General features: G+C 32.9%; 27 protein-coding genes. 2 read left to right on the plus strand and 25 right to left on the minus strand.

Annotated elements, in window-relative coordinates:
- The first annotated feature begins 115 nt into the window (after positions 1–115).
- Complete coding sequence (locus ACHRVX_RS22440; protein ID WP_395336495.1) at positions 116–2017, plus strand: alpha/beta fold hydrolase; 1902 nt, start codon at positions 116–118, stop codon at positions 2015–2017.
- Positions 2018–2191: 174 nt separating this feature from the next.
- Complete coding sequence (locus ACHRVX_RS22445) at positions 2192–4630, plus strand: hybrid sensor histidine kinase/response regulator (RefSeq protein ID WP_395336497.1); 2439 nt, start codon at positions 2192–2194, stop codon at positions 4628–4630.
- Here ACHRVX_RS22445 and ACHRVX_RS22450 read toward each other — a convergent pair.
- From ACHRVX_RS22450 to ACHRVX_RS22570, 25 genes are all read right to left on the minus strand, one after another.
- Positions 4627–5976: a sigma-54-dependent transcriptional regulator gene (locus tag ACHRVX_RS22450; RefSeq protein ID WP_395336499.1), complete on the minus strand. Its 1350-nt coding sequence runs from the start codon at positions 5974–5976 to the stop codon at positions 4627–4629. The genes ACHRVX_RS22445 and ACHRVX_RS22450 overlap by 4 nt on opposite strands.
- A gap of 130 nt (positions 5977–6106) precedes the next feature.
- The gene (locus tag ACHRVX_RS22455) at positions 6107–6403 is read right to left on the minus strand and encodes a hypothetical protein (RefSeq protein ID WP_395336501.1); all 297 of its coding nucleotides are present in this window, start codon (positions 6401–6403) and stop codon (positions 6107–6109) included.
- An 11-nt stretch (positions 6404–6414) separates the two neighbouring features.
- A complete protein-coding gene (locus ACHRVX_RS22460) occupies positions 6415–6720 on the minus strand; it encodes a hypothetical protein (RefSeq protein WP_395336503.1) in 306 nt (101 codons plus the stop codon).
- Between the two features lie 45 nt (positions 6721–6765).
- The gene (locus ACHRVX_RS22465) at positions 6766–7062 is read right to left on the minus strand and encodes a PepSY-like domain-containing protein (RefSeq protein ID WP_395336505.1); all 297 of its coding nucleotides are present in this window, start codon (positions 7060–7062) and stop codon (positions 6766–6768) included.
- Positions 7063–7088: 26 nt separating this feature from the next.
- Positions 7089–7379 (minus strand): hypothetical protein, encoded by a 291-nt coding sequence (locus ACHRVX_RS22470; RefSeq protein WP_395336507.1) that lies wholly within the window; start codon positions 7377–7379, stop codon positions 7089–7091.
- A gap of 27 nt (positions 7380–7406) precedes the next feature.
- Positions 7407–7703: a hypothetical protein gene (locus ACHRVX_RS22475; protein ID WP_213299656.1), complete on the minus strand. Its 297-nt coding sequence runs from the start codon at positions 7701–7703 to the stop codon at positions 7407–7409.
- Positions 7704–7775: 72 nt separating this feature from the next.
- Positions 7776–8072, minus strand: coding sequence for a hypothetical protein (locus tag ACHRVX_RS22480; RefSeq protein ID WP_395336509.1), 297 nt, complete (start codon positions 8070–8072; stop codon positions 7776–7778).
- A gap of 327 nt (positions 8073–8399) precedes the next feature.
- Positions 8400–9749, minus strand: coding sequence for an acetyl-CoA carboxylase biotin carboxylase subunit (gene accC, locus ACHRVX_RS22485; protein ID WP_395336511.1), 1350 nt, complete (start codon positions 9747–9749; stop codon positions 8400–8402).
- Between the two features lie 84 nt (positions 9750–9833).
- A complete protein-coding gene (gene accB, locus ACHRVX_RS22490) occupies positions 9834–10313 on the minus strand; it encodes an acetyl-CoA carboxylase biotin carboxyl carrier protein (RefSeq protein ID WP_395336513.1) in 480 nt (159 codons plus the stop codon).
- A gap of 23 nt (positions 10314–10336) precedes the next feature.
- On the minus strand, positions 10337–11335 hold the full coding sequence (locus ACHRVX_RS22495; RefSeq protein ID WP_395336516.1) for a beta-ketoacyl-ACP synthase III: 999 nt from the start codon (positions 11333–11335) through the stop codon (positions 10337–10339).
- Between the two features lie 173 nt (positions 11336–11508).
- Positions 11509–11703, minus strand: coding sequence for a 50S ribosomal protein L32 (gene rpmF / locus ACHRVX_RS22500; RefSeq protein ID WP_007137315.1), 195 nt, complete (start codon positions 11701–11703; stop codon positions 11509–11511).
- A 9-nt stretch (positions 11704–11712) separates the two neighbouring features.
- Complete coding sequence (locus tag ACHRVX_RS22505; RefSeq protein WP_348079567.1) at positions 11713–12255, minus strand: DUF177 domain-containing protein; 543 nt, start codon at positions 12253–12255, stop codon at positions 11713–11715.
- Positions 12256–12361: 106 nt separating this feature from the next.
- Positions 12362–13411: a 4-hydroxythreonine-4-phosphate dehydrogenase PdxA gene (pdxA, locus tag ACHRVX_RS22510; protein ID WP_395336520.1), complete on the minus strand. Its 1050-nt coding sequence runs from the start codon at positions 13409–13411 to the stop codon at positions 12362–12364.
- 262 nt (positions 13412–13673) lie between these two features.
- Entirely contained in the window at positions 13674–14672 is a 999-nt protein-coding gene (locus tag ACHRVX_RS22515) for a TerC/Alx family metal homeostasis membrane protein (protein ID WP_395336522.1), read from the minus strand.
- Between the two features lie 32 nt (positions 14673–14704).
- Positions 14705–16216: a helix-hairpin-helix domain-containing protein gene (locus ACHRVX_RS22520; protein WP_395336525.1), complete on the minus strand. Its 1512-nt coding sequence runs from the start codon at positions 16214–16216 to the stop codon at positions 14705–14707.
- A 1-nt stretch (position 16217) separates the two neighbouring features.
- Entirely contained in the window at positions 16218–17627 is a 1410-nt protein-coding gene (locus ACHRVX_RS22525) for a PP2C family serine/threonine-protein phosphatase (RefSeq protein WP_395336527.1), read from the minus strand.
- A gap of 3 nt (positions 17628–17630) precedes the next feature.
- Positions 17631–18683 (minus strand): TerY-C metal binding domain-containing protein, encoded by a 1053-nt coding sequence (locus ACHRVX_RS22530; RefSeq protein WP_395336529.1) that lies wholly within the window; start codon positions 18681–18683, stop codon positions 17631–17633.
- Positions 18684–18958: 275 nt separating this feature from the next.
- Positions 18959–19594: a VWA domain-containing protein gene (locus tag ACHRVX_RS22535; RefSeq protein WP_395336531.1), complete on the minus strand. Its 636-nt coding sequence runs from the start codon at positions 19592–19594 to the stop codon at positions 18959–18961.
- Between the two features lie 123 nt (positions 19595–19717).
- Complete coding sequence (locus tag ACHRVX_RS22540; RefSeq protein WP_395336533.1) at positions 19718–20377, minus strand: TerD family protein; 660 nt, start codon at positions 20375–20377, stop codon at positions 19718–19720.
- A 20-nt stretch (positions 20378–20397) separates the two neighbouring features.
- The gene (locus tag ACHRVX_RS22545) at positions 20398–20949 is read right to left on the minus strand and encodes a TerD family protein (protein ID WP_395336535.1); all 552 of its coding nucleotides are present in this window, start codon (positions 20947–20949) and stop codon (positions 20398–20400) included.
- 14 nt (positions 20950–20963) lie between these two features.
- Positions 20964–21929, minus strand: coding sequence for a hypothetical protein (locus tag ACHRVX_RS22550; RefSeq protein ID WP_395336537.1), 966 nt, complete (start codon positions 21927–21929; stop codon positions 20964–20966).
- Positions 21930–21951: 22 nt separating this feature from the next.
- Positions 21952–23040 (minus strand): toxic anion resistance protein, encoded by a 1089-nt coding sequence (locus ACHRVX_RS22555; RefSeq protein WP_395336539.1) that lies wholly within the window; start codon positions 23038–23040, stop codon positions 21952–21954.
- 8 nt (positions 23041–23048) lie between these two features.
- On the minus strand, positions 23049–23657 hold the full coding sequence (locus tag ACHRVX_RS22560; protein WP_395336541.1) for a TerD family protein: 609 nt from the start codon (positions 23655–23657) through the stop codon (positions 23049–23051).
- Between the two features lie 3 nt (positions 23658–23660).
- Positions 23661–24215, minus strand: coding sequence for a TerD family protein (locus tag ACHRVX_RS22565; protein WP_395336543.1), 555 nt, complete (start codon positions 24213–24215; stop codon positions 23661–23663).
- Positions 24216–24219: 4 nt separating this feature from the next.
- Entirely contained in the window at positions 24220–25026 is an 807-nt protein-coding gene (locus ACHRVX_RS22570; RefSeq protein WP_395336545.1) for a phosphoribosyltransferase family protein, read from the minus strand.
- Between the last annotated feature and the right edge of the window lie 2 nt (positions 25027–25028).

The following is a 25028-nucleotide window of genomic DNA, read 5'->3' on the forward strand; positions in this document are numbered from 1 at the left end:
TTTAAAAAATTGGAATTTAAATGAACTTATATTTCTTATATGGTTTAATAATTTTTAACATTTACTTGCTAAATTATATTCGTATTTTTAGCGTCACGAATATTAGAATTTTATTATGAAAAAAGTATTATTTACAACCTTAATAATGATGAGTTTAAACGCTATCGGTCAGAATGTAATGTCTCCGGAATTGTTATGGAAATTAGGACGAGTGAGCGCACTTGGACTTTCAAAAGATGCAAAAAATGTTGTTTTTAAGGTTTCAACTCCTTCGATTGAAGAAAACAAATCGTCTTCTAAATTTTACATTGTGCCTGTAACCGGCGGAAATGCAACTGAAATTAAAGACACAAAGGAAGTTTTGGCAGACAAAAATGTTTCGCCTGACGGAAAATTTTTAGTGTATAATGAAGAGGTGAAAATTGACAAAGTTTTAGGTAAAGATTTCTATCCAAAAATGGACAAATCTGATGCTCAAATTTATGACGGATTGGATTATCGTCATTGGGACACGTGGAACGAAGGTAAATTCAACCACGTTTTTTATAAAGAAAATAAAGAAGGAGCTGCCGGAATTGACATTTTAAAAGGTGAAAATTTTGATTCTCCGCAAAAACCTTTTGGCGGTGACGAAGATTATATCTGGTCGCCAGACGGAAAAAGTATTTTGTATGTGTGCAAGAAAAAAGCAGGAACTCAATATGCAATTTCTACTAATACGAACATTTATGAGTACAATTTAGAGACTCAAAAAACCATCAACAGAACCGAAGATAATTTAGGTTATGATATGGCACCTCAATTTTCTCCAACAGGAAATTTGACTTGGCTGCAAATGAAACGTGATGGTTATGAAGCTGATAAAAATGACATTATTGTTGAATTTAAAGGAATCAAAACTAACTTAACTGCTAATTGGGACGGAACTGTAGATAATTTTATCTGGAGTAAAGATGGTAAAAATGTATATTTTGTTGCACCGGTTGATGGTACAAAACAAATTTTTACTGTAAACTTTCCGGGATTGACAAGAATCGCAATTCAGGTTCGTCAATTAACAAATGGAGATTTTGACGTAAATGATCTTGTTGGTTTTGCCGGCGATGATATTATTGTTACAAGAAACGATATGAATCACGCTCCCGAAATTTTTTCTTTTAACCTGAAGAAAAATACATGGAAACAATTATCAAATGTAAATACTGAAACTTACAAAACGTTAGCAGTTAGCAAAACCGAGAAACGTTATGTTACTACTACAGATGGCAAAAAAATGTTGGTTTGGGTAATTTTACCTCCAAATTTTGATGCTTCAAAGAAATATCCAACTTTATTATTTTGTCAGGGAGGACCGCAAAGTCCGTTAACACAATCGTATTCTTTCCGTTGGAATTTTCAATTGATGGCTGCTAAAGGTTATGTTGTTGTTGCGCCAAACCGTCGTGGAATGCCAGGACATGGTGTTGAATGGAACGAGCAAATTAGTAAAGACTGGGGCGGACAAGTTATGGACGATTACTTATCTGCGATTGATGATGTATCTAAAGAAAACTATGTTGACAAATCTCGTTTAGGCTGCGTTGGTGCAAGCTACGGAGGATATTCTGTGTTTTATTTAGCGGGAATTCATAAAAACCGTTTTAAGACTTTTATCGCTCACGATGGAGTTTTTAATACCGTTAGTATGTTAGGAACTACCGAAGAAGTTTTCTTTAACAACTGGGATTTTGGTGGTGCTTACTGGGAAAAAGACAATGCCGTGGCTCAAAAAACATACAATGCTTTTAATCCTGCAACACTGGTTCAAAACTGGAACAAACCTATTTTGATTTTCCAGGGCGGAAAAGATTTCCGTGTACCAATTGGGCAAGGACAAGAAGCTTTTCAGGCTGCGCAATTAAGAGGAATCAAAAGTAGATTTGTGTATTTCCCTGATGAAAATCACTGGGTTTTACATCCGCAAAATGCTCAGGTTTGGCAAGGCGAATTTTTTAAATGGTTAGACGAAACGCTTTAATCAAATTATGACCTATAAAAATAGCCGTAGATTTATATAATCTACGGCTATTTTATTTCCAGGCATTTCAATTATATAAATATTTGGTTTGTTTTTACTTTTCTGAAATGAATTTTTTAAATAAATTGCAGAGAATTCCAATATCAAAAACTTCGTCAACCCCAGATAAATATTATGGAGAGCAAAAAAAGTTACACAGCACTCAAGGTTTTATTCAGTTATGTGGCTTTACTGGCTCTGGTTGTTACTGTAGGTTGGTTTTTATATTCTGAAAATGTAGTTTACAAGAAACTTGAAGATAAAATTGCTTTTGAGAAAACAAAAATTCTTAGGGTTAGTAAATTGTTTTCGAATGTGTACAAAACCGAAAGTCTGGCGAGAAAAACAATCCAGAATAACTCTGAACAGGATTTTAAAAGTTATCTGATTGAAACCGATTCCCTAAAATCAAGAATTGATACTTTAAAACAAATTGTTACTACGCAATATCAAAAAACGTTACTGGACAGCGTTACGTATTTATTGTCTGAAAAAACAAAAAATATCAGGCAGTTAAAAACTATAAAAAACAAAGCCGAAGATGAAGTTTCGGTCAATACTGCAATTGATGAAATTACTAAAATGGAGTTTAAACTACGAAAATTAGAACTTCAGGATTTCAATAAAAACCCGAACCAATTGGGAAGTTATCAGCGAAATGTACTTCAAAAATATGTTGACTATCTCAACCAGAATATTCCGGACGACAGCACGAATACTTTGAGTAAACAAGCATCAGATTCTATATTAGCGAATTCAAAAAAACTTTTAAGCAATGTAAAAATCAAGGCTGAGAAGAAAAAAGAATCACTAAATTTTGAAGAGAATAAGTTGCTGAAGAATGAAATTGCAATTTCGGACCAACTCCGAAAAGTTCTTCGAATTATTGAGCGTGAAATTATTATCAACTCTATAAAAAACAATTCATTAAAAGAGAAATCGCTCAAAAAAGTCAACGAAATCGTAACGGCTTCGGCAATTATTGGTTTGATCCTGACGTTGTTTTTCTCGATTTTAATTGTGAGCGATTACTCAAAATCGCAGGTTTATAAAAAGCAGCTCGAAATTGCCAATTTCAAAACAAAGAATTTACTAAAAAGCCGTGAACAATTAATTTCAACGGTAAGTCATGATTTAAAAACGCCTTTGAGTACAATTGTGGGATATTCTGAGCTTTTAGGAAACTCTGATGTAAATACAAAACAATCATATTTTATTAAAAATATCAAAAATTCATCTGAATATATCACACAGCTGGTTCAGGATTTATTGGATTTTTCTAAAATTGAAGCAGGTAAAATCAGTATTGAGAAAGTACCCTTTTTACTACCCGAAGTTATTGATGCAGTTGCAAAAAGTATTCAAACCGTTTACAAGCAAAAAAATATCGATTTGATTATTAATATAGACGAAAAACTAAATACCAGAATTGTTGGAGATCCTTTCCGTCTCAAACAAATCTTGAGTAATATTATAGGGAATGCCTATAAATTTACGGAAGAAGGCTTTATAAAAATTAGTGCTTATACGGATCAAGAGGATCGATATATTATCACAATTCAGGATTCAGGAATTGGAATTGAGAAAGGAAACCTGAAATTAGTCTTTGAAGAATTTGCTCAGGCCAATGAAAATATTGAAAAAAAATACGGCGGAACTGGTTTAGGATTGTCTATTTGCCAAAAAATAATATCGATTTTAGGCGGAGATTTAAAACTTGAAAGCACTTTTGGGAAAGGAAGTACATTTGAAATTCAGCTTCCTTTGCAATTTGACAATAGTCCTGTTATTTTACCGGAAGTTAAAAAACCCGTGGTTCGCAATACTAAAAGACAAACTTTTATTGTGCTGGACGATGATATTAATCTTTTAAATTTAACGAGTGGTGTTTTGAAACAGGAACAGCATCAGGTTTTATCTTTTAACAGCGCTGTAAAAGCTTTAGAAGCGATTCAGAATACAAATTTTGATTTTGTAATAACGGATATCCAAATGCCGGAAATGGATGGTTTTGATTTTCTTAAAAAATTAAAAAGTTCAGGATATGCCACTTATAATAATCAACCTGTAATTGCCTTAACAGGAAGAACTGATCTTGACGCTGATGTATATAATGAAGCCGGTTTTACAACTGTGATTCAAAAACCTTATTCGCCTAAAATATTACTGGAAACGATTCATCTAATTTTAGAAAATGATACATTACCTAATGTTGATATTAATGAAAATGAACAAAAAGCGAGTTCCAAATTATACTCTCTTGAAACTTTAAAAGAGTTTTTAGGAAATGACGATGAGGCTTTAAAAGAAGTTTTAAAATCATTTATAGAAAGTAGTTCTGAAAACCTGAGTTTATTAGAAAATGCCATGATTGAAAAACATATTGTCGAAATTAATTCAATTGCACATCGAATTGCACCTATGTTTAAACAAATTCAGGCGCGTGAAATTGGTGAAATATTAAAAGTTTTAGAAAACAAGAATCTGGAAACTTCAGACTTAAATGATATTTTTAAAGTATTGCAATCAAAAACAGATGTGCTTTTTGCCGCTTTAAAAAAGGAAATAGTTTAGTCTATATTGTATTGTTTCAACTTATTGTAAAGTGTTTTTCTGGTGATTTTAAGCAATTTTGCTGCTTCAGATTTATTATTCTGTGCTTTTGATAAGGCATGAATAATGGCTTCTTTTTCATTTTCAGACAAGGAAAAATTTCCATTGTTGGTTTGTTGCTTTTGGATCTGAAAAAATTCTGCAGGTAAAACATCGCTTTCAATAAAATCTCCCTGCGATAAAAGTGTTGCACGTTTTACGCAGTTTTGTAATTCACGCAAATTTCCGGGCCAGTTATAGTTTTGGAAAATGGCAACAACTTCGGGTGAAAATCCAATAATATCCTTATGCAGTTGTTGATTGGCTTTTTCCAGAAAATAATCGGCAAAAACCATTAAATCTTCGTCCCTGTCTTTTAAAGATGGGGATTGAATTGAGAATTCATTGATTCTATGGTATAAATCTTCTCTAAAATCACCGTTTTTTACTGCTTCACGTAAGTCTTCGTTTGTAGCTGTAATGATTCTGATATCGACATTTATTTCTTTGTTGCTTCCAACAGGTTTTATTTTTCGTTCCTGAAGCGCTCTTAAGAGTTGTATTTGATTTTCGTAAGACAGATTCCCTATTTCATCTAAAAATAAAGTTCCGCCGTTAGCCGCTTCAAAATAACCCATTTTGTCATTAATTGCCCCTGTGAAAGATCCTTTTAAATGTCCGAAGAATTCACTTGCTGCCAATTCTTTTGGAATAGCGCCACAATCGACCGCAATAAAATTGTTGTTTTTTCTTAAACTTTGCTGATGGATGCTTTTTGCAATAATTTCTTTTCCGGTTCCGCTTTCCCCAATTATCAAAACCGACATATCTGTTGGACTTACCAAATGAATGTGATCTAATAATTTTTTTGAAGCAACAGAAATTCCTTTTACAAATTCATTTTCAGTATTTGGAGTTGGCTTTCTGACCGCTTTTTTTTCCTTTACCGGAATTTCTTCTTCTGCTTCCGAAGTTTTTAAAGCATTTGTAATTACCAATAAAACCTCATCAGGATTGAAAGGTTTCGAGATGTAATCTGCGGCACCATTTTTAATTGCTTTTACGGCAGTATTTACATCTGAGTATCCTGTCATAAGTATTACAGGAATTTCAGGATAAGAACCTTTAAATTCAGACATTAATACAATACCATCAGAATCAGGCAAACGAAGATCTGTCAAAATCAAATCGAAAGATTCATTTTTGATTGCTATTCTTGCTTCGGCAGCAGAAAAAGCAATGGTTACTTCGTATGCTTTTTTTACTAGAAATTTCTCTAATAATTTGCAAAACGAGATGTCATCTTCTATCAGTAATATCTTTGGCATTTGTTTTTAGGGTCTTTTTTGCTAAAATAATACTAATAAAATTGTCTTTTCATAAAATTATGCAAAAAAAAAGAGATTGCGGTACGCAATCTCTTTTTTCACCAAAAACATAAATCTAAATTCACCTAATTTATATCTTCAACCAGTTGCCATTGACATCTGAAAAAACAGTAGCCTTTTGGTCACCAACCGATATTTCGAGTTTATACTCTTTTTTTTCATTCACAAATGCTTTAACTAGTTTTGCACCAGGATAAGCAGTTTGTAAAGCGGTTTTTATTGCAGGCGGCACAGCCTCCGCGCTAACTTCTGTATACTCTGACTGAAGAGACACAGCAACTTTAGTTTGCTCCTGAGTTATAGCTGTACTTGCATAAATTGATAAACTTCCTAAAATAACTGCTACTGATAAGATCAACTTTTTCATAATACTTTTTTTTAATATTTTGGTGCGATGACTCCTTTGTCATCTGTAAAAACAAAATGTTTATCCTGACCTTCGCCAGAATTAAGTTCTAATTTATATTGCTTTTTTGGGTTTACATAAGCCTTTACAAGCTTAGAACCCGGAAAAGATTTCTCTAAAGTAGCTTTTACTTCTAAAGGAAGAGCATCCAATTTAATCTCTTTATAGCTGTCTTGAAATTTTACAATGTTCAAGACAGCTTTTTTAGATATTGCTGCTTCCGCATTCATAAATAATCCTCCTAAAATAATTACAGCTGACAGAATTAATTTTTTCATAATGTTTGATTTTTTTAATTAGTATTAGCTGATAAAATTAGGGAATTATTTTTTTATAATATTTCCTGAAGCATCTGTATATACAGTATACTTTTTGTCACCACTTGAGATCTCTAACTTGTACTCATTCTTCTCGTTTTTAAAGGCTTTTTCAAGCTTAGTGTTGGGAAAAGATTTTTCGATAGTTGATTTCACAGCTGCCGGAACAGCATCTGCACCAATCTCAGTAAATTCATCCTGAACATTCACTGACTGGGTCACTGAAGTTTTTATTTGATGATTACCAGCCTGAACTGATAAACCTCCCAGAATGATTGCTGCTGACAAGATTAACTTTTTCATAATATTAGTTTTTATGGGTTACTTAATTATTTTTTAATTATAGTACCAGAAGCATCAGTATACACCACAGATTTTTCACCTCTTACGGTTACTTCTATTTTGTATTCTTTTTTAGAGTTTACATATGCTTTATCCAATTTTACTCCCGGATAAGCATTATCTAATGATGTTTTAATTGCTGCCGGAACAGCATCAACTTCTTTATAATCGTCCTGAACGTTTATTGTTTGAACCATTGAACTTGTCACGGTCACATTTTTCGCTTGCATTGACAACCCTCCTAACAGGATCGCTGCCGATAAGATTAACTTTTTCATAGTGATAGTTTTTTACGGTTGTTTTAATTATTTTTTAATCCAGGTTCCATCTGCATTAGCATATAGAGAACCTACTTTGTCACCTGCTGTAACATCTAGCTTATATTCTGATTTTGCATTTTTATATGCTTTTGTCAAAACTGCATCCGGATACGCTTTTTTAAGAGCATCTGTTATTGCAACTGGCACTTCTACAACTTTAATTTCAGTGTATTCGTCCTGAATTGAAATTGTTTTTACGATTGTATTTGTAATTGGAGAAGTTGAAGCAAATGATGTTAAACCTCCCAAAACGATTGCGGCTGATAAAAATAAATTTTTCATAATGTGTATATTTTAATATTGTTAATTTTATTTTAGTATTGTGAAATTGAATTTTCACGGTAATCTACCTGATTATTTTTTAATCCAGGTTCCGTCTGCATTAGCAAAAAGATTTCCTACTTTGTCACCAACGGTAACATCTAATTTGTATTCTGCTTTTTCGTTTTTGTATGCTTTAGTAATTACAGCATCCGGATACGCTTTTTTCAAAGACTCAGCAATTGGAGCAGGTAATTCTTCTAATTTTATTTCTGTGTATTCATCTTCAATTGAAATCGTTTTTACGATTGTATTTGTAATTGGAGAAGTTGAAGCGAATGAAGTTAAACTTCCTAAAACAATTGCGGCTGATAAAAATAGATTTTTCATAATGTGTATATTTTAATTATTTATATAGTTGTTTACGCTTTAGATAATGAAATTATTGTGCCGTAACTTAACGATCCCCTACCAAACCGTGAAATCCCTTATAAATAAAGGGTTTATGTAAGTTGTGCCAAAAAACAAGATTGTAAAAAAGTGTGTAATATTCTAAAACAGTGTGTAAAAAGTATACACAAATAGTGTTTACTTAGTGATTTAAACAACAAAACCCGACAAGCTTTTAAACTTGTCGGGTTTGAATAATGCCTTAAAACAATAAAGGCTGTCAAAATTGACAGCCTTTATATTATTGTTCTAATATAATCTTCTATATTATTCTTCTATAGGTTTCATTTTAAATGTATCCATAAATGCAGTAGTGTAATCTCCTGCAATATATCTTGGATCATCCATTAATTGTCTATGGAAAGGTATTGTAGTTTTAACTCCTTCAATAACAAATTCATCTAAAGCTCTTCGCATTTTGCTTATTGCTTCTTCACGAGATTGTGCAGTTGTAATTAACTTTGCAATCATTGAATCGTAATTTGGCGGAATTGTGTAGCCCGAGTAAACGTGAGTATCTAAACGGACTCCGTGACCTCCCGGCATATGAAGTGTAGTAATTTTTCCTGGTGAAGGACGAAAATCATTATAAGGATCTTCGGCATTAATACGACATTCGATTGCATGTAATTCAGGTAAATAGTTTCTTCCGGAAATTGGAATTCCAGCTGCTACCATAATTTGCTCACGAATTAAATCGTAATCAATAACCTGTTCTGTAATTGGGTGCTCGACCTGAATACGGGTATTCATTTCCATGAAATAGAAGTTTCTGTGTTTGTCCACTAAAAATTCTACTGTTCCTGCTCCTTCGTATTTAATGAATTCAGCCGCTTTTACAGCCGCTTCTCCCATTGCAGTACGCAATTCGTCAGTCATGAAAGGTGAAGGTGTTTCTTCAGTTAATTTTTGGTGACGACGCTGAACTGAACAATCTCTTTCAGAAAGGTGACATGCTTTTCCGTATGAATCTCCAACAACCTGAATTTCGATATGACGTGGTTCTTCAATAAGTTTCTCCATGTACATGCCATCATTTCCAAATGCCGCAGATGCTTCCTGACGTGCACTTTCCCAAGCTTTCAATAATTCTTCTTCTTTCCAGACGGCACGCATTCCTTTTCCACCACCACCAGCAGTTGCCTTAAGCATTACCGGGTAGCCAAATTCTTTTGCTAACTGTTGTGTTTGCTCAAAAGATTCTAATAAACCCTCAGAACCTGGTACACATGGAACTCCTGCTGCTTTCATTGTAGCTTTTGCAGAAGCTTTATCTCCCATTTTATCAATCATTTCAGGAGCGGCACCAATAAATTTGATTCCGTGTTCCTGACAAATTTTTGAGAACTTAGCATTCTCAGAAAGGAAACCATAACCTGGATGAATTGCATCTGCATTTGTAATTTCTGCAGCGGCAATAATATTTGACATTTTCAAATACGATAAGTTACTTGGAGGAGGACCAATACAAACCGCTTCGTCAGCAAACTTAACATGTAGACTTTCTGCATCGGCTGTAGAGTAAACTGCTACAGTTTTGATTCCCATTTCTTTACATGTACGAATTACACGAAGTGCAATTTCTCCTCTATTCGCAATTAATATTTTTTTAAACATCTTACTTATATTAAAAATTACAAATTCCAATCTCCAAATTCCAACAATTGGATTTTGTGATTTCTCTATTGGAATTTTTAAAAATTATGATGGATCAACTAAAAATAAAGGTTGGTCAAATTCTACAGGAGACATATCGTCAACAAGAATTTTTACAATTTTACCTGAAATTTCTGATTCGATTTCGTTAAATAATTTCATTGCTTCAATTACACAAAGAACATCACCTTTAGAAATAGTACTTCCAACTTCAGTAAACACTGGTTTATCCGGAGATGGTTTTCTATAGAAAGTTCCAATAATTGGAGATTTGATAGTAATGAATTTAGAATCTTCTGCCGGAACAGATGCCTCACTAGTTACACTTACAACTGCTGGAGCTTGTTGAACAGCAACTTGTGGTAATGCAGCCTGAGCAGGCAATTGTTGTACATAAGTAGTTTCAGCATTTCCTTCTAAAGTTGTTCTGATGGTAATTTTTACATCATCCATTTCTAACTTTACCTCTGCAACTCCCGAATTTGCTACAAATTTGATTAGGTTTTGAATTTCTTTTAAATCCATAATGATTTGTTTTTAGTTTTAATTTATTTCTTATCGTAAGCCCATTTTAGGTAAATAGATCCCCAAGTGAATCCACCACCAAAAGCGGCAAAAATGATATTATCTCCTTTTTTGAATAAGTGCTCAAAATCGCTCAACACTAATGGCAATGTAGCCGAAGTTGTATTACCATATCTTTCGATATTCATTAATACTTTTGATTCTTCAAGATTCATTCTGCTTGCCGTAGCATCAATAATACGCTTGTTTGCCTGATGTGGCACTAACCAGCTAACATCTTCATTAGTCAAATTGTTTCTTTTCAAAATCAATTCGCTTGCATCAGCCATGTTCGTTACAGCATATTTAAAAACGGTTTTCCCGTCCTGAATAATATTGTGTTGTCTGTTTTTTACGGTCTCTTCAGTAGTTGGAATTAGAGAACCTCCGGCAGGAATTTTAAGAAAATCACGTCCTACACCATCGCTACGTAAGTATTCATCTTGTAAGCCTAAGCCTTCATAATTTGGTTCAAACAGAACGGCTCCCGCTCCATCCCCAAAAATAATACAAGTTGCTCTGTCTGTATAATCTACAATTGATGACATTTTATCTGCACCAATTAATAATACTTTTTTGTATCGACCTGACTGTATGTAAGCAGCAGCAGTCGACATTCCGTATAAGAAACTTGAACACGCAGCCTGCAAATCATATGCAAATGCGTTTGTAGCTCCAATTTCTGTTGCAACATAAACTCCTGTAGAGGCTACGGGCATATCTGCTGTAGCTGTTGCCATTATAATCATATCAATCTCTAACGGATCAATATTTGCTTTCGCAATCAAATCCTTTGCTGCTTGTATTGCAAGGAACGAGGTTCCTTTTTCAGCATCTTTAAGGATTCTTCTTTCCTTAATTCCTGTACGAGTAGTAATCCATTCGTCATTGGTATCTACCATAGTTTCTAAAACTTTGTTCGAAAGTACAAAGTCAGGAACATAAGCTCCAACAGCGGTAATTGCGGCTGTGATTGTATTCATTATATTCTATTATTTCGTTTCAAATACAATGTATTTGAAAAATTTTTAAAAGACTTGAAAATTACAAAAAAAAACGAAATGAATTTGTATGCATTTTCTTAAAAACAGAAAATTATAACCAACAAAAAAAACTCTCACTATGTGAGAGTTCTAGTATCATTTACAAAAACGTATTAAGCAACCGCTACAGATTTATCGATAACAACTTGCCCTCTGTAATACATTTTACCTTCATGCCAGTAAGCTCTGTGGTATAAATGTGCTTCTCCAGTAATAGGACATGTAGCGATTTGAGCTACAGTAGCTTTATAATGTGTTCTTCTCTTATCTCTTCTTGTTTTCGAGATTTTTCTCTTAGGATGTGCCATTTTACTATATTATTTATCCGTTAATAGTTTTTTTAATTTGTCCCAGCGCGGGTCAATATCTTCTTCTTTTTTACTCTCTTCTTTAACTTCTTTGACTGTTAGTTCATTTAGTTTTTTCAAAGCTTCAGTTTGCAAACTGCCGTCTTTTACTCCTGGATGAACTCTTTTTAGCGGTACCGAAAGTGCAATCATTTCATAAATGTATTGTGCTACATCTAATTCATGTTCTCCGTGCGGCAAGATCAACAACTCTTCGTTATCGTTATTGAATTCATCTCCAAACCGGACAATTAATTTCATTTTCCCTTTTATCGGGAGATCAAAATCTTCGCCTGTCAGATCACAAGGTACATTTACAGTTCCTTTATGTTTGAATTCCAACTCTAACATGTTGCTTTTCTTATCTAAAACTAAACCTACTTTGATATCAGAACTTTGAAATTCTTCGTAATCAAAGTTCTCAAAGAACGCGTTACTTATTTGATACTCAAAATGGTGTTTTCCCAGCTTTAATCCCATGAAAGGAATTAAAAATTCTTTTGATTTGCTCATCTCAACATCAATTTTGTCAACTCATATCTAAAAATCAGATACCTGAATTGGGGTGCAAAGATATAAAATTATTATAAAACTAATAATCTTATTCACCTTTTTTTGTTTATAACTGTTTTTCTTTTATTTTAAGAGGTTTTTGAGTAATCTCATCATGCTGATTTCTTGCATTAAAAATATCAATTGCAAGATAAACCGCCTCTTTAAATGAATTGTAATCTGCCATGTCTTTTCCAGCAATATCATATGCTGTACCGTGATCCGGCGATGTTCTTATTTTATTTAAACCTGCTGTATAATTTACTCCTTTTCCAAAAGACAATGTTTTAAAAGGAATTAATCCCTGATCGTGATATGTGGCTACAATGGCATCATATTTTTCATATTGACCACTTCCAAAAAATCCATCAGCAGGAAAAGGTCCAAAAACCATTGTTCCGGCATCAAATATTTTCTTTAAGGCGGGTCTTAAAACAAGATCATCTTCCTTTCCTATAACGCCGCCATCACCTGCGTGTGGATTTAATCCTAAAACAGCAATTTTTGGTCGCACTATACTAAAATCCTGAATTAAAGATTTTCTAATGGTTTCAATTTTTCTTGTAATTAACTCTTCGGTTAAATTTGCAGAAACTTCGCTTAACGGAACATGATCTGTCAATAAACCAACTCTTAAATTATCCTGCACCATCATCATCAATGCATTTCCTTCTAATTCCTGATCTAAATAATCTGTATGTCCGGGAAATTTAAAATCCTCTGACTGAATATTGTATTTATTTATTGGAGCCGTAACTAAAACATCGATCAAATCCTCTTTTAAAGCTTTTGTAGCTGCAACAAATGATTTAATGGCATACTCGCCTATTTTTTCATTATTTGTACCTAAATTGATATCAACTCCTTCTTTCCAAAGATTCAATACATTTACTTTTCCCGTTACGATTTGATCTAACTTATCGATTCCATGAAACTGAACTGTAGATGTAAAACTTTTTTTAACAAAGGAAAGTACTTTGGCATTTGCAAAAATAACCGGCGTACACATTTCTAACATACGTGAATCTTCGAATGTTTTGAGTATAACTTCGCTTCCAATACCGTTTAAATCTCCTATTGAAATTCCAACAATTATATTTTCTGCTTTTTTATTCATGAGCTCAGGCTATTTATTAGGTGTTTGATTATGTTTTCCCTTCAAAAAACATTCTTTTTAGTTTAAGATAAAACAGAATAGCCTACAAAAGATAGTGGCTTTTTTCATCTGTTTTGACTGCAAAGATAGGAATAAATAATATGAATATAATCACGCTTACTATAGCTATTGAAAATCAAGTTTTAAATTAATGCATTTATAAACAAAAAAAAGGATGAAAATTTACTACAACTTTCATCCCTTTTTTTAAAACTTCCTTAAACTATACTTCTTTTGGCTCCGGTAATAAAATTGAAGCTATTACAGATATTATAAGAACTGCTCCAATAACCAGTAATGAATAAAGCGACTCAATGTGGTAGAATGGAGAAATAATCATTTTTACCCCAATGAATGCTAATATAATTGCCAAACCATATTGTAATTTGCTGAACAGGTGAATAAAGTTATCCAATAGGAAAAACAATGCTCTTAGTCCCAGAATCGCAAAAATATTAGAGGTATAAAGTATAAACGGATCATTTGAGATTGCAAAAATTGCCGGAATTGAATCTACCGCAAAAAGTAAATCTGTAAATTCTATTACTGCAACTACAACTAATAAAGGCGTTGCCAGTTTTTTTCCGTTTTCGAATGTAAAAAATTTGTCTCCGTCGTACTTATCGCTTACGCTGAAAAATCTTCTAATTAACCTTGCTCCTCTTGTATTGTTGTAATCTTCGTCATCATCTTCATCTCCAGCAGACCATGATTTTATTCCTGCATATACTAAGAATAATCCAAACGCTGTCATTATTAAGTTAACATCATATTTAAATCCTGGCATTCCTACTAAACTTAAAAGCTTGTTTAAATAAGTAAGTTCAATTAAAAAAGCACCTGAGAATATAAAAATCGCTCTTAAAACTAAGGCTCCAATAATTCCCCAAAACAATACTTTATGTTTATTTTGATTGGCTACATCAAAAAACTTAAAGACCAATATAAACACAAAAAGATTGTCTACAGAAAGTGCTTTCTCAATCCAGTAAGCCGATTGAAATTCATAAAACTTAGCCGATCCTGCATAGTAGTAAACCAAACCGCTAAAAAGCATTGCCAAACTAATCCAGACAAGCGACCATGTAATTGCTTCTTTGTTTGTTACAACGTGACTTTTTTTATTAAAAATACCTAGATCCAGTAATAGCATTATAAGAACTGCAATCGCAAAAACAGCGATTAATCCTGGATGTTCCGAAAAAATAGGGTGTTGATTCATTTTGATTTAATTAATTATTATTGGTTTTACTTTTATTTATTTGCCATTGTAATTACGATTATTCTTCCGCCATCTTCTTTTGAAAGGAGCAATTTTTTTCCATCAGTCAATTCTACCATTGAACCTATAGGAATTTCCTTATCTTCCGTTAGATCCTTCAAAGATGCCATTTTTTGGTTTACCAATACCCATGCATTATTAAAAAATGTAAAATAACCTACAGGGACTTTTTGTGCAGGCGTTATTTTTTCGTTTCTGGTGATATTTCTGTTTACGTGCCACTGAAATAAATACTGATCGTTATAAACCATCAATCTATGATTTTCAGGTTTCCAGACTGATTCCTGAAATTGATAATACAAATCCAAAACCGGTAATGTCCCTTTGTGCGCTGTTCCACAAAACGGACATTTGGGTGTATTGGTGTTATCAAAAACATACCATTTTTGCTCGCAGTAAACATTATGGCATTTCTGCATTAAATCGGTTGTTTTTAATAACGCTGTTTCCCATTCTTCTGCGGTTGGTCTTTGCATAGGATTGTGCAATCCGTCTATAAAAACCTTATCAAACAATGCTTTTAAGTATGGTCCTGTAATTGTATATGGCAGTTTATTTATGTCCGCCCAAGGCAAATCCCATTTAGAAATCTGATCCAGTTTTGGTCGGTTTGCAGGATTTGTTGGGTGTTCTATAAACATTGCTTTTTCGCCCATTGAAAGCAAATCATCTGTTTCTGTATCCAGATCATGTACTTTCCCACCTTTTAAAGGATGCCTGTGCAATAAAAACATATAAATCAGAACTGGTAAAGCATGCAAATCGGTTAAACGATTTGGCAATTTTCTGTTGGGATCTGTTTTATTTAAATGTTTGGTCGAAAGTACTTCGGGGGCAATAAATTCAGCTGTTCCAATAACCTCAGCCTGAAAAACACCAGGCACAACTAATCCGTCAAGGTCAATCATACACGCTGATTTTTCAACCGGATCTATTAACACATTGTTATACGACAAATCGGAATGTGCCAATCCCATCGCATGCATTTTTTTTACACCGCGCGTTAAATTCACACAAACCTGAAAATAGCTCAGCCAATCTCCCAATTCTGAATTAGCAACTCTAAGCGGAAAATGTGGATTCCTGAATTTAGGCCCTGCAAACCACTTTCCGTTTTTTTCTTTTCCCTGAATCAAATCGCTTGTGGCATATCCCTTTTTAAAGAAAAATTTTGAATTATATATCGGGACAATTATTCCGGTCAAACCTTTGTATTCTATCACATCAGTTGGCCATCTGTAAACTTCATTCAAATAATAATCGCCGGCTTCTCCGTTCTGAATTTGAGATAAATATTTATTTGTTATTTTTTGAAGTCGTTCTTTTTGGTTAACATCTAATTGATCTCTAAAAATGGCAACTACATATTTCTTGTCCGGACTAAAATAAACATCTTTTACGCCACCACGCATAGGTTCACCATTATCAACAAACTGATATGATTTTGTAGTGTCGTTAATTGATTTTACAGTAATTGTACTCATACTAGTAAATTATGGCAAGCGTTCTGTCGTCATGATTTCCGGGACTCCAGAAATCCATCCAGGTCGAAAGCTGATGGGCGATTTCAGTATTTCCGGTACTAAAATCGACTTTATTTCCGTCTTCATTATTTCCTTGTAAGTCTCCTAAAAATTCATTCCATTTTTCTATTTTTTCCAAATTTGCTTCAACAACAAATTTAGGATCATAAATTCCGTCTGTCATTAATACCAGATAAGAAAAATCATCGATTAGTTTAAAACCAAAACGCGATGAAAAATTGTCACTTTGAAATATTTCAGGCATGGTAATAAATCGGGTTCCGCCACCAAAGTCTCCAACATCGAGCCAATTCATCAGTTTAATCTCTGTCAATTCTTTATTTAATAATCCAATAGGGCAATCTCCAACACCAAATGTCAGCAGTACATAACCGAAATCATATTTTTTAACCAAAGCAAAAATAAGCGTTGCATGAAAATTAACTGATTCGGTTTGATTTTTTATTGCAAATTCCTCTATTTGATTATTCGCAAAATGAGCGGCTTTTGACAATGAATTATAAACTAAATGATTTATTTTTTCAGCTGAATTTTCATCTGATTGTTTATGATGAAGCAATAATGTTTCGTCAAATTCTTTTAAGTTTTCTTCGGTAAAATTTTCCTCAAAATATTGAATAACTGCATCGCAGGCAAGTTTTGAACCTTTTCTGGACAAACGTGCTGATCCCGCTCCATCTGAGACGGCTAATAAACTCCAACCGGTTTGATTGATGTTTTTAAAGGCAAAATCATCTTCTCTAAACGAACCTGCATTTGCATGACTTCTTCCTCGTTTTGAAGCTACTACAATATTTTTATCTAAAAATTTACCTGAAACGGCAACATTATCTTCTTTCCAAAAAGGATCATTTTTATCGCTATCCAAATTTTTCCAAAGCGATTTTGGATCCGGATTTATAATTAACGTTAGTATTTTTTCATTCAAAGCAGTATCTTCCAGTTCACCTTCAATCCTAAATAATATCTTTATTTTTAAATCTCCGCTTATTTCGGGAGTTCCGGAAAGCATTTCTTCTTTTGCATCAAATTGAAGTCCGGTATTCTCTAATCCTTTTATTTCAAAAGCAACAATATCCTCCCAACCCAGTTTAGTGAAATCAATTTTTGCTTCGTATTTTTTATTTACCGTGCCATTTGGTATTGACACCGCTTGTATCATAATATCGTCAATTCTTGTTTTCAACTTCCAATTTTCCATAATCCTTCTTTGGTTTTCCTGAATTATTTTTACGGAATTCACATTGTTTTCATCAGTAATAAATTCTTCAAAAAGAGACAATTTACCTGATGGGATTTCTATTTTGTTTTGCGTCAAAAAGGCTTTGAGATATCGTTTGGTTTCGTCCATGAATTATCCTTGTGTTCTGTTGACATCAAATCCGCCTTCGCCACTGCCATAACTTCCCTGATTGCCGCACCACGGGCAAGTACTTATATCTTCATCACCAATACAGTGTATTTTATCGCAAACGCAAACTGCGAAAGCCACCTGATTGCCGCAGCAAGGACATGTTGGTCCGCCAATAAGTTCATCTGTATTTACCTTATTGCTAAAATTAGTAGTATCTGCTAATTCAAAATAAGCGTTATCAACCTGATAAGCGCCAACTAATTTGTAATTTTTAGAGGACAATTCGATTCCGGCATAAATTGATTCTGCAATTGTTTTACGGTATTTCATTAAATACGGTCTTTTGGTATTTTGACATTTACCATTGAGTACCACAAAATTATCATCTACATATTGACGGTTGGGATCTACTTTAGTCAAATCAATTTTTGATAGTGTTTCGCCATCTAATTTTGCCAATTCAAAACCTGTCGAATTATTTTCAACACTTATACTGCTTGTTTTTAGGGAATCTGTGACCCATCTAAAAAACTCTTTGTATGATTGTACATTGGTGTTTTTAAAATGCAATACATTTTCTGTCAGCTCGCCAAGTATTTTGGTATCTGTTTCATTCCCGAAAGAAATCGCAATTAAATTAGCTGTTTTTTGCCAGTTTTGTTTCCATTCGTTTATCGCTGCCTGACTATCATCTGTAGGAACTCCATCTGTAAATAAGAACACAATAGGTTTCCAGTCGCCTTTTACTTCATATGTGGTTTTAACAATATTATTTCTTAATTCATACATCAAATGCCCCAAACCTTTGCTTAAAGATGTTCCGCTGCCGATTGGGAATTTAGGCGGATAAAAACTCACTATTTCCTGTAACGGAACTAATGTTTTGGGCTGACCTGCAAATACTATTATGGAAACAAAAACGGTTTCAAGTGCATGCGGATCAGTTTTTAATGCCTGAATTATGGTAGCTAATCCTTCCTCAACTTGCTGAATGGGTTCTCCAACCATTGACTCAGAAATATCTATCAAAAAATATATGGGTAATCTTCTCATGTTAAAGGAAATTTAATAGCATTAAAAATAAATCTGCTTTATATCAAGTAGTAATTCAATGTATCGTGAAACGTTTATCACTATTTAAGAAAATTGAATATGGACAAAATATACTATTGAAAAAATCGAAAATAGTTAGTTAGGTATTGAGAATTTAACTTGTCTTTGAAGACAATAATTTTGAATTAAAAATAGTCTGAAATTTTATAATCTGAATAAATTCGATTAAAAAAACGGGTATACAAATACTGATTAAGAATTGATTATCTGACTACTTATATCACTACAATTATTTCACTTGGCGGAGGTGGCAGCATCACGCTTTCTCCGGTTCCCTGACTTTTATTTCCTTGTTCTATGGTTTCAGAAACCCATTTGAAAAACTGTTTCAATGTCGTACTATCGGCTGAAGCCAAATGCACAACATTATCAGTCAATTCCTTTAAAATATCGTCATTTGCCATATGTCCGGCTGCACAACCTACAACAGCACCAAAATTCAGATTTTTTATTTCCTGGATTTTTTGTCTGTACAATTGAATATCCGAAGGTTTGCCATCCGTAAAAACAAAAAGTAACGGTTTCCAGTCTCCTTTTTGTGTTGAGGATCCTTTTATAACATCTGTTTTTACTTTTTGAATAACAAAATCAAGACCTGCACCGGTATTTGTTGGTCCGCTTTGAGGACATACAATTTCCGGAAGCTGAAAATCTACTAATTCCGTCAGAGGCACAATTTCTTTTACTTCTCTGTCAAAAGTTATAATACTAATCCAAAGCGAATCCAGCGCCTGAGCATCTGAACGCAAGGTATTAATCATTCCGCTTAAGGCATTATTCAAAGCTTGAATAGGCTCTCCGTACATGGAACCGGAAGTATCTAATAAAAAATATACGGGTAGTCTTCTCATATTACTTTAAAAATAATTTTAATACTAGATTATATTTTATAACAGAATGACAAATTTTGTCCAATAGACTTTTCTTAAAGATATTTTAATGAAAAGTCTATTGGACTAAAATGCTATTTTAAACTACAGGTAGGACTGAACTATTTTATGAATCGTTTGCCCTAAAAATGTATCATCTGTTGGATCACCAATGGCACTAAATTTCCATTCGTTGTTTCTCTTATATAATTTACCCATAATAATAGAGCGTTTGTTTACATATTGAGGATCTGCAGAAACGTTGTAAGAAGCAAATTCAGATACTACTTTTATAGGCGTACCTTCGTACATTCTGATTTTTGCATAAGGAATTTGAGAGAAATCTTCTTTTCCGGCGTTATTTAAAAAGAAAAATATCTGAGTCACTTTAGCATCAACTTTAGACAAATCGACAGTTATAATTTCGTTGTCTAAACCATCATCTCCACCTGTGTCACCTTCAAGGTCATCACCGGTGTGTTTTAAGGCACCGTCAACAGTTAATAACTTACCTACCGGTAAACCAAATTGCTGTAAAACTTCGGCTCTGTATAATGGAGAATACAAATGATCGCAAAGTTTGTTTTGATCGTCAATTAAAATACAGCTTAAATCTAAGTCGATATTAATAACGTTTTTTGACAATCCTAAAAATCCTCTGGTTTCAATTGCGCCCCAGTTTACACCAACGCAAAAGTTTGTTAGTGATTCACCGCTTGATTTTCTTAAATCAATTTTTTGTCCTTTTGTTAAGTTAATTGCCATGCTGTTTTATCGTGTTTAAATTAGTTGTATTTATTTAAATAATCCTGTAAACCACCTTTCATTCCTATTCCAACAGCTTCAAATTTCCACTCGTTGTTTCTTTTATAAATTCTTCCAAATTCAACAGCTGTTTCTATAGAAAAATCTTCATCAAGTTCATATTTTACTAATTCGGTATTGGTTTGATCGACAATTCTGATAAATGAATTTCTAATCTGCCCAAAATTTTGTCTTCTTGTATCAGCATGGTGAATGGTTACTACAAACGAAATTTCAGTAATATCCGGAGATACGGTCGATAAATCGATTTGTATTTTTTCATCGTCTCCGTCACCGGCTCCTGTTAAATTATCTCCTGTATGAATTACTGATCCATCAGGTGATTTTAAATTATTATAATAAACAAAATGGTTATCATTTGGAATTTTTCCGTTAGCACCAATTAAAAAAACCGAAGCATCTAAATCAAATCCTTCACCTGTACTGCTGGAATTACTATCCCAGCCAAGTCCTACAATAAATTTTGGAGCATCAATACTCTGTCTTTGACCTTTTTCTAAATTAATTGCCATTTTTATCTATTTTTTTATTTAATATTAATATTTAACATTGTTTTTAAAATGTTCGTTTGTTCGTCGACATTTTGTAAATCTTCAATAAAATCAATTGACGAGATTTTATTTAAATAATCTTTCAGTACTTCATTTACATTTTCGGGAAGTGATGTTTTTACTGTACTTAATTCTGATTCTAAACTGGCATTTTTGTTTTTCAACTGCGTTATAATCTCTCCTTTGACTGAGTCATTTTTTAAGAGATTAATTTCGTCTTCCATTTCAGTTTGTAAAAAGTAAAATGCTTTTTCATTGGCTATAAAAACAAATTTGTCGTTTGAATCCCTAAATTCATACACTTCAATTATTTCATTATTGCAAACTAAGCCACATGAAAATTTAATTTTAAAATTCAGGACATTTAATCTTCCTAAAAGTTTTTTCTCGAACTTAGAATATTTATTTTCATATAAACCCTTTTTTGAAGTCGCCAGTTTTTCATACTGCTCAATACTAATTTCTCTGTAATATTCTGTTTTAATACTATCCGAAAAACTTATTATTTCATTCCAGTTAAAAAACGCTGCCTCTTCTGTAGAAAACATCTGATAAAGTTCTTCAATTTTCCTGGACATATTTTGAGCATGATTCCTTAGCAATTGAGGGAATTTTGAATCTCCTATTTCAGTTTTTAATTTTGATATAATATCCTGATTGATATATATTTCATCAGAAATTAAAACGTATTGCTGTTCTTTTGATTTTTTTAATTTCTGAAATAAATCAATAAAACTACTGGTATACTGGATATGAAATAGTTCTAATTTATTTATATCTAATGTTTTATTATTTTCAAAGAGCGTATGAATGATTTTTGTCTTTATCAAAACACCAACAAAATCCTTGTGATTAAAGAAATTGGATAACAATTCTAAAATCACAAGTTTTCTATTACTATCTTTTATTATTTGAACGTACCGTTCCTCTTCCTCTTGCATTTAATCAATTTCTTCTGGTCAATTAGCTTGTAACTCCTTTTCTAAGCTCAGCTTCAAGGCTTTGTAATCCGGCATCCAATTGTCTTCTGGTTTCCGTACCCTGATCGTGAATTTGTTTTACTTCGGTTAGAGTATCAATTAATGATTTTGTTGTCATTTTCAATGTTTCCAGAGATACGACCGTATTTTCATTTTCTTTTGCTACTTCAATACTGTTTTGTTTCAGCATTTCGGCATTTTTCTGCAAAATTGTATTGGTTGTTTCAGATACTCTTCGTTGTATTTCAATGTTTTGTTTTTGTCTTTGTAAAGCCACTGCAAGCGTTAACTGATTTTTCCAGACAGGCATTGTTGTTGTCAGGATCGATTGTGCTTTTTCGGCAATTGAAGTATTGTTATTTTGCACTACACGTATTTGTGCCAAAGACTGAAGCATGATAAAACGAACAATTTTCATATCGGCTAAACGTTTGTCCAGACGATTAATGAAATTTCTTTTATCAGATATTTGATAATCCTGATATTGCGTAGGATTTCCTTCCATTACGGCAAGTTCTTCGTTTAATTCCTTAAATCGAATTTGTCCTGCAATAATGTGTTTTTCCATTTCTTTGATGAGGTTCACATTACCATCAAACATCGTCTGAAGAGCGCTGTTATCTTTCACGGAATTGATCATTCCCGCTTTTACTTTGTTACTGATTTTATCAATATTTACAGTAATCTTATCGTATTGCTGGAATAATTTTTTTACGTCAATTACGAATTTATTAAGCAACGGAATTTTAGACAAAAAGCGTTTAAACGGTCCCTGATCCAGCTGGTCAACATCTACGTAATTTAATTCTGTAAGCAAATCGTTTATTAAAGTTCCTACTTCACCAGAATTATAGGTTCTGACGTTGGTTAAAAACGTATCACTTTGTTTTGCAATCGAATTTTGAATTTCGGCACCATAATTCAGAATTGAATTGGCATCGTTTTCATTTAACTGATTTGAAATGGATTTGTAATTGCTTACTTCAGCTTCTGTAATTGAGGCTAAATTCACATTTCCGTCCTTATCAATTAAAGCAGTATTTTCCTGAGGAACTAATTGATTCTCTGACATAGTTTATCTTATAAATGATTCTGTTGAATTGTAACAATAGTTTGTTCCAGTTTTTTATCGCTTGTTGGAACTCCAATTGCGCTAAATTTCCATTCGTCATTTCTTTTATAAAAAACACCTAAAACCATTGATACATTTCCTGCGAAAGAAGCGTCATTTGCAATATCATAACGTGCAAATTCCTGAGTTACTTTTGTTGGAGTTCCTTCATAAATCCTGATAGATGCAAACGGAATATCTTTAAAATCCTGACCTCTGAAACTATTAATAAAAAACGCAACGTGGTTTGCAGCCGGTGATAATTGAGAGAAATCTAAAGTAATTACTTCATTATCTAATCCGTCGTCACCATTTAAATCTCCTGTTAAATCATCACCACTATGTTTGATAGCGCGATCATTTGAAATTAATTTTTTGAAATTTACGGAGTCAATATGTTTTTTCTGATCATCATAAACGGCACAACTTGCATCTAAATCTACCGCTTCTTTTTTTGTTCCAAATAAACCTTTCTTTTCAATTGCACCCCAGTTTACTCCAACACAAATGTTGACTAATTTAGTACCATTACTTTTTTCAAGATTAATACGTTGTCCTTTTTCTAAATTAATTGCCATATCTTAGTTATATTTATTTAAGTAATCCTCTAATCCGCCTTTCATTCCTGCGCCAATAGCTTCAAATTTCCATTGTCCGTCTTTATTGTAAATTCTTCCAAATTCAACTGCTGTTTCAATAGAAAAATCTTCCTCTAATTCGTATTTCACCATTTCAGTATTGTTGCTGTCATCTACAATTCTTATAAATGAATTTCGAACTTGTCCAAAATTTTGTTTTCTGTTTACCGCATCGTGAATCGTTACAACAATACAAATTTCTTTTACTGCTGCATTGATTTTGGTCAGGTCAATTTTTACCTGTTCATCATCTCCGTCTCCATCTCCTGTTAAATTGTCTCCTGTGTGTATTACTGAATCGTCCGGTGATTTTAAATTGTTATAAAAGATAAAATGAGAATCAGATATTATTTTTTTATTATCGCCTAAAATAAAAACCGAAGCATCAAGATCAAAACCTGATCCGGTACTGCTGCTGTTTGTATCCCAGCCTAAACCTATTGTAAATTTAGGAGCGTTAATGTTTTCACGTTGTCCTTTTTGTAAATTGATAGCCATAGTTTTAATCTATTTTAATTACATTAATGTTCGTTTTATATTCTAAGATTTGATGATAATTATTGCTTATTGCCAGATGAAATAAATCATTACTGTTTTTAGTCGAAATATTTTCAACCAAATAATTAAACTGATCTTCGTTTAAGCTTAGAATGAATTTCACGATTCTGGTATTGTATTGAAAATGTTCGCTGTTTATTATCGCAACGATATCTTCGACGTTTTTAACCGAAAAATAATTATAGTGATTTTCTATTTTAGGATGAATTTCTTTGTTTGCCAATTCGGCAAAATAAACAAAAACAAAATCACCATTCACGTGATACTGGTCCAGGATTTTATTTACAGTATGTTCATGACTTCCTGTTATTTTGATGTCATCAACAAAAATGCAAAGTTTACCTTCAATAAAATTGCGATCAATATAATACGTATCGTTTGAAATTAGTTTCACTCTTTCGCTAAAATCTAAATTTCCGTAATCTGTTACATACGTCTGATTTCTGTATATTTTAGATTCGATACTTGCCTTTTTATTATTTTTAAACAAAAAACTATTAAGCTCCTTTTTAAAATAGTAACATAAAAAATTTGAGGCTGTTGGTATTGATAAATACGGACTTGGCAGAATTACGATTTCCTGCTCTGATAAAATTAAATCTCTAAATTCATTGACAAATCCTTCAAATAATTCTTTTGCAAATTTCTCTGCATAGAATTTATCTCCAAATTTGAATTTACTGTATTCTTCTTCTCTAAACGGACAGTTATCTTTTTCGAGAATTTTGTGTAAACTGTAGCTCTTATTCACTT

The organism is Flavobacterium sp. FlaQc-47 (assembly GCF_044006475.1).
GTDB lineage: Bacteria > Bacteroidota > Bacteroidia > Flavobacteriales > Flavobacteriaceae > Flavobacterium.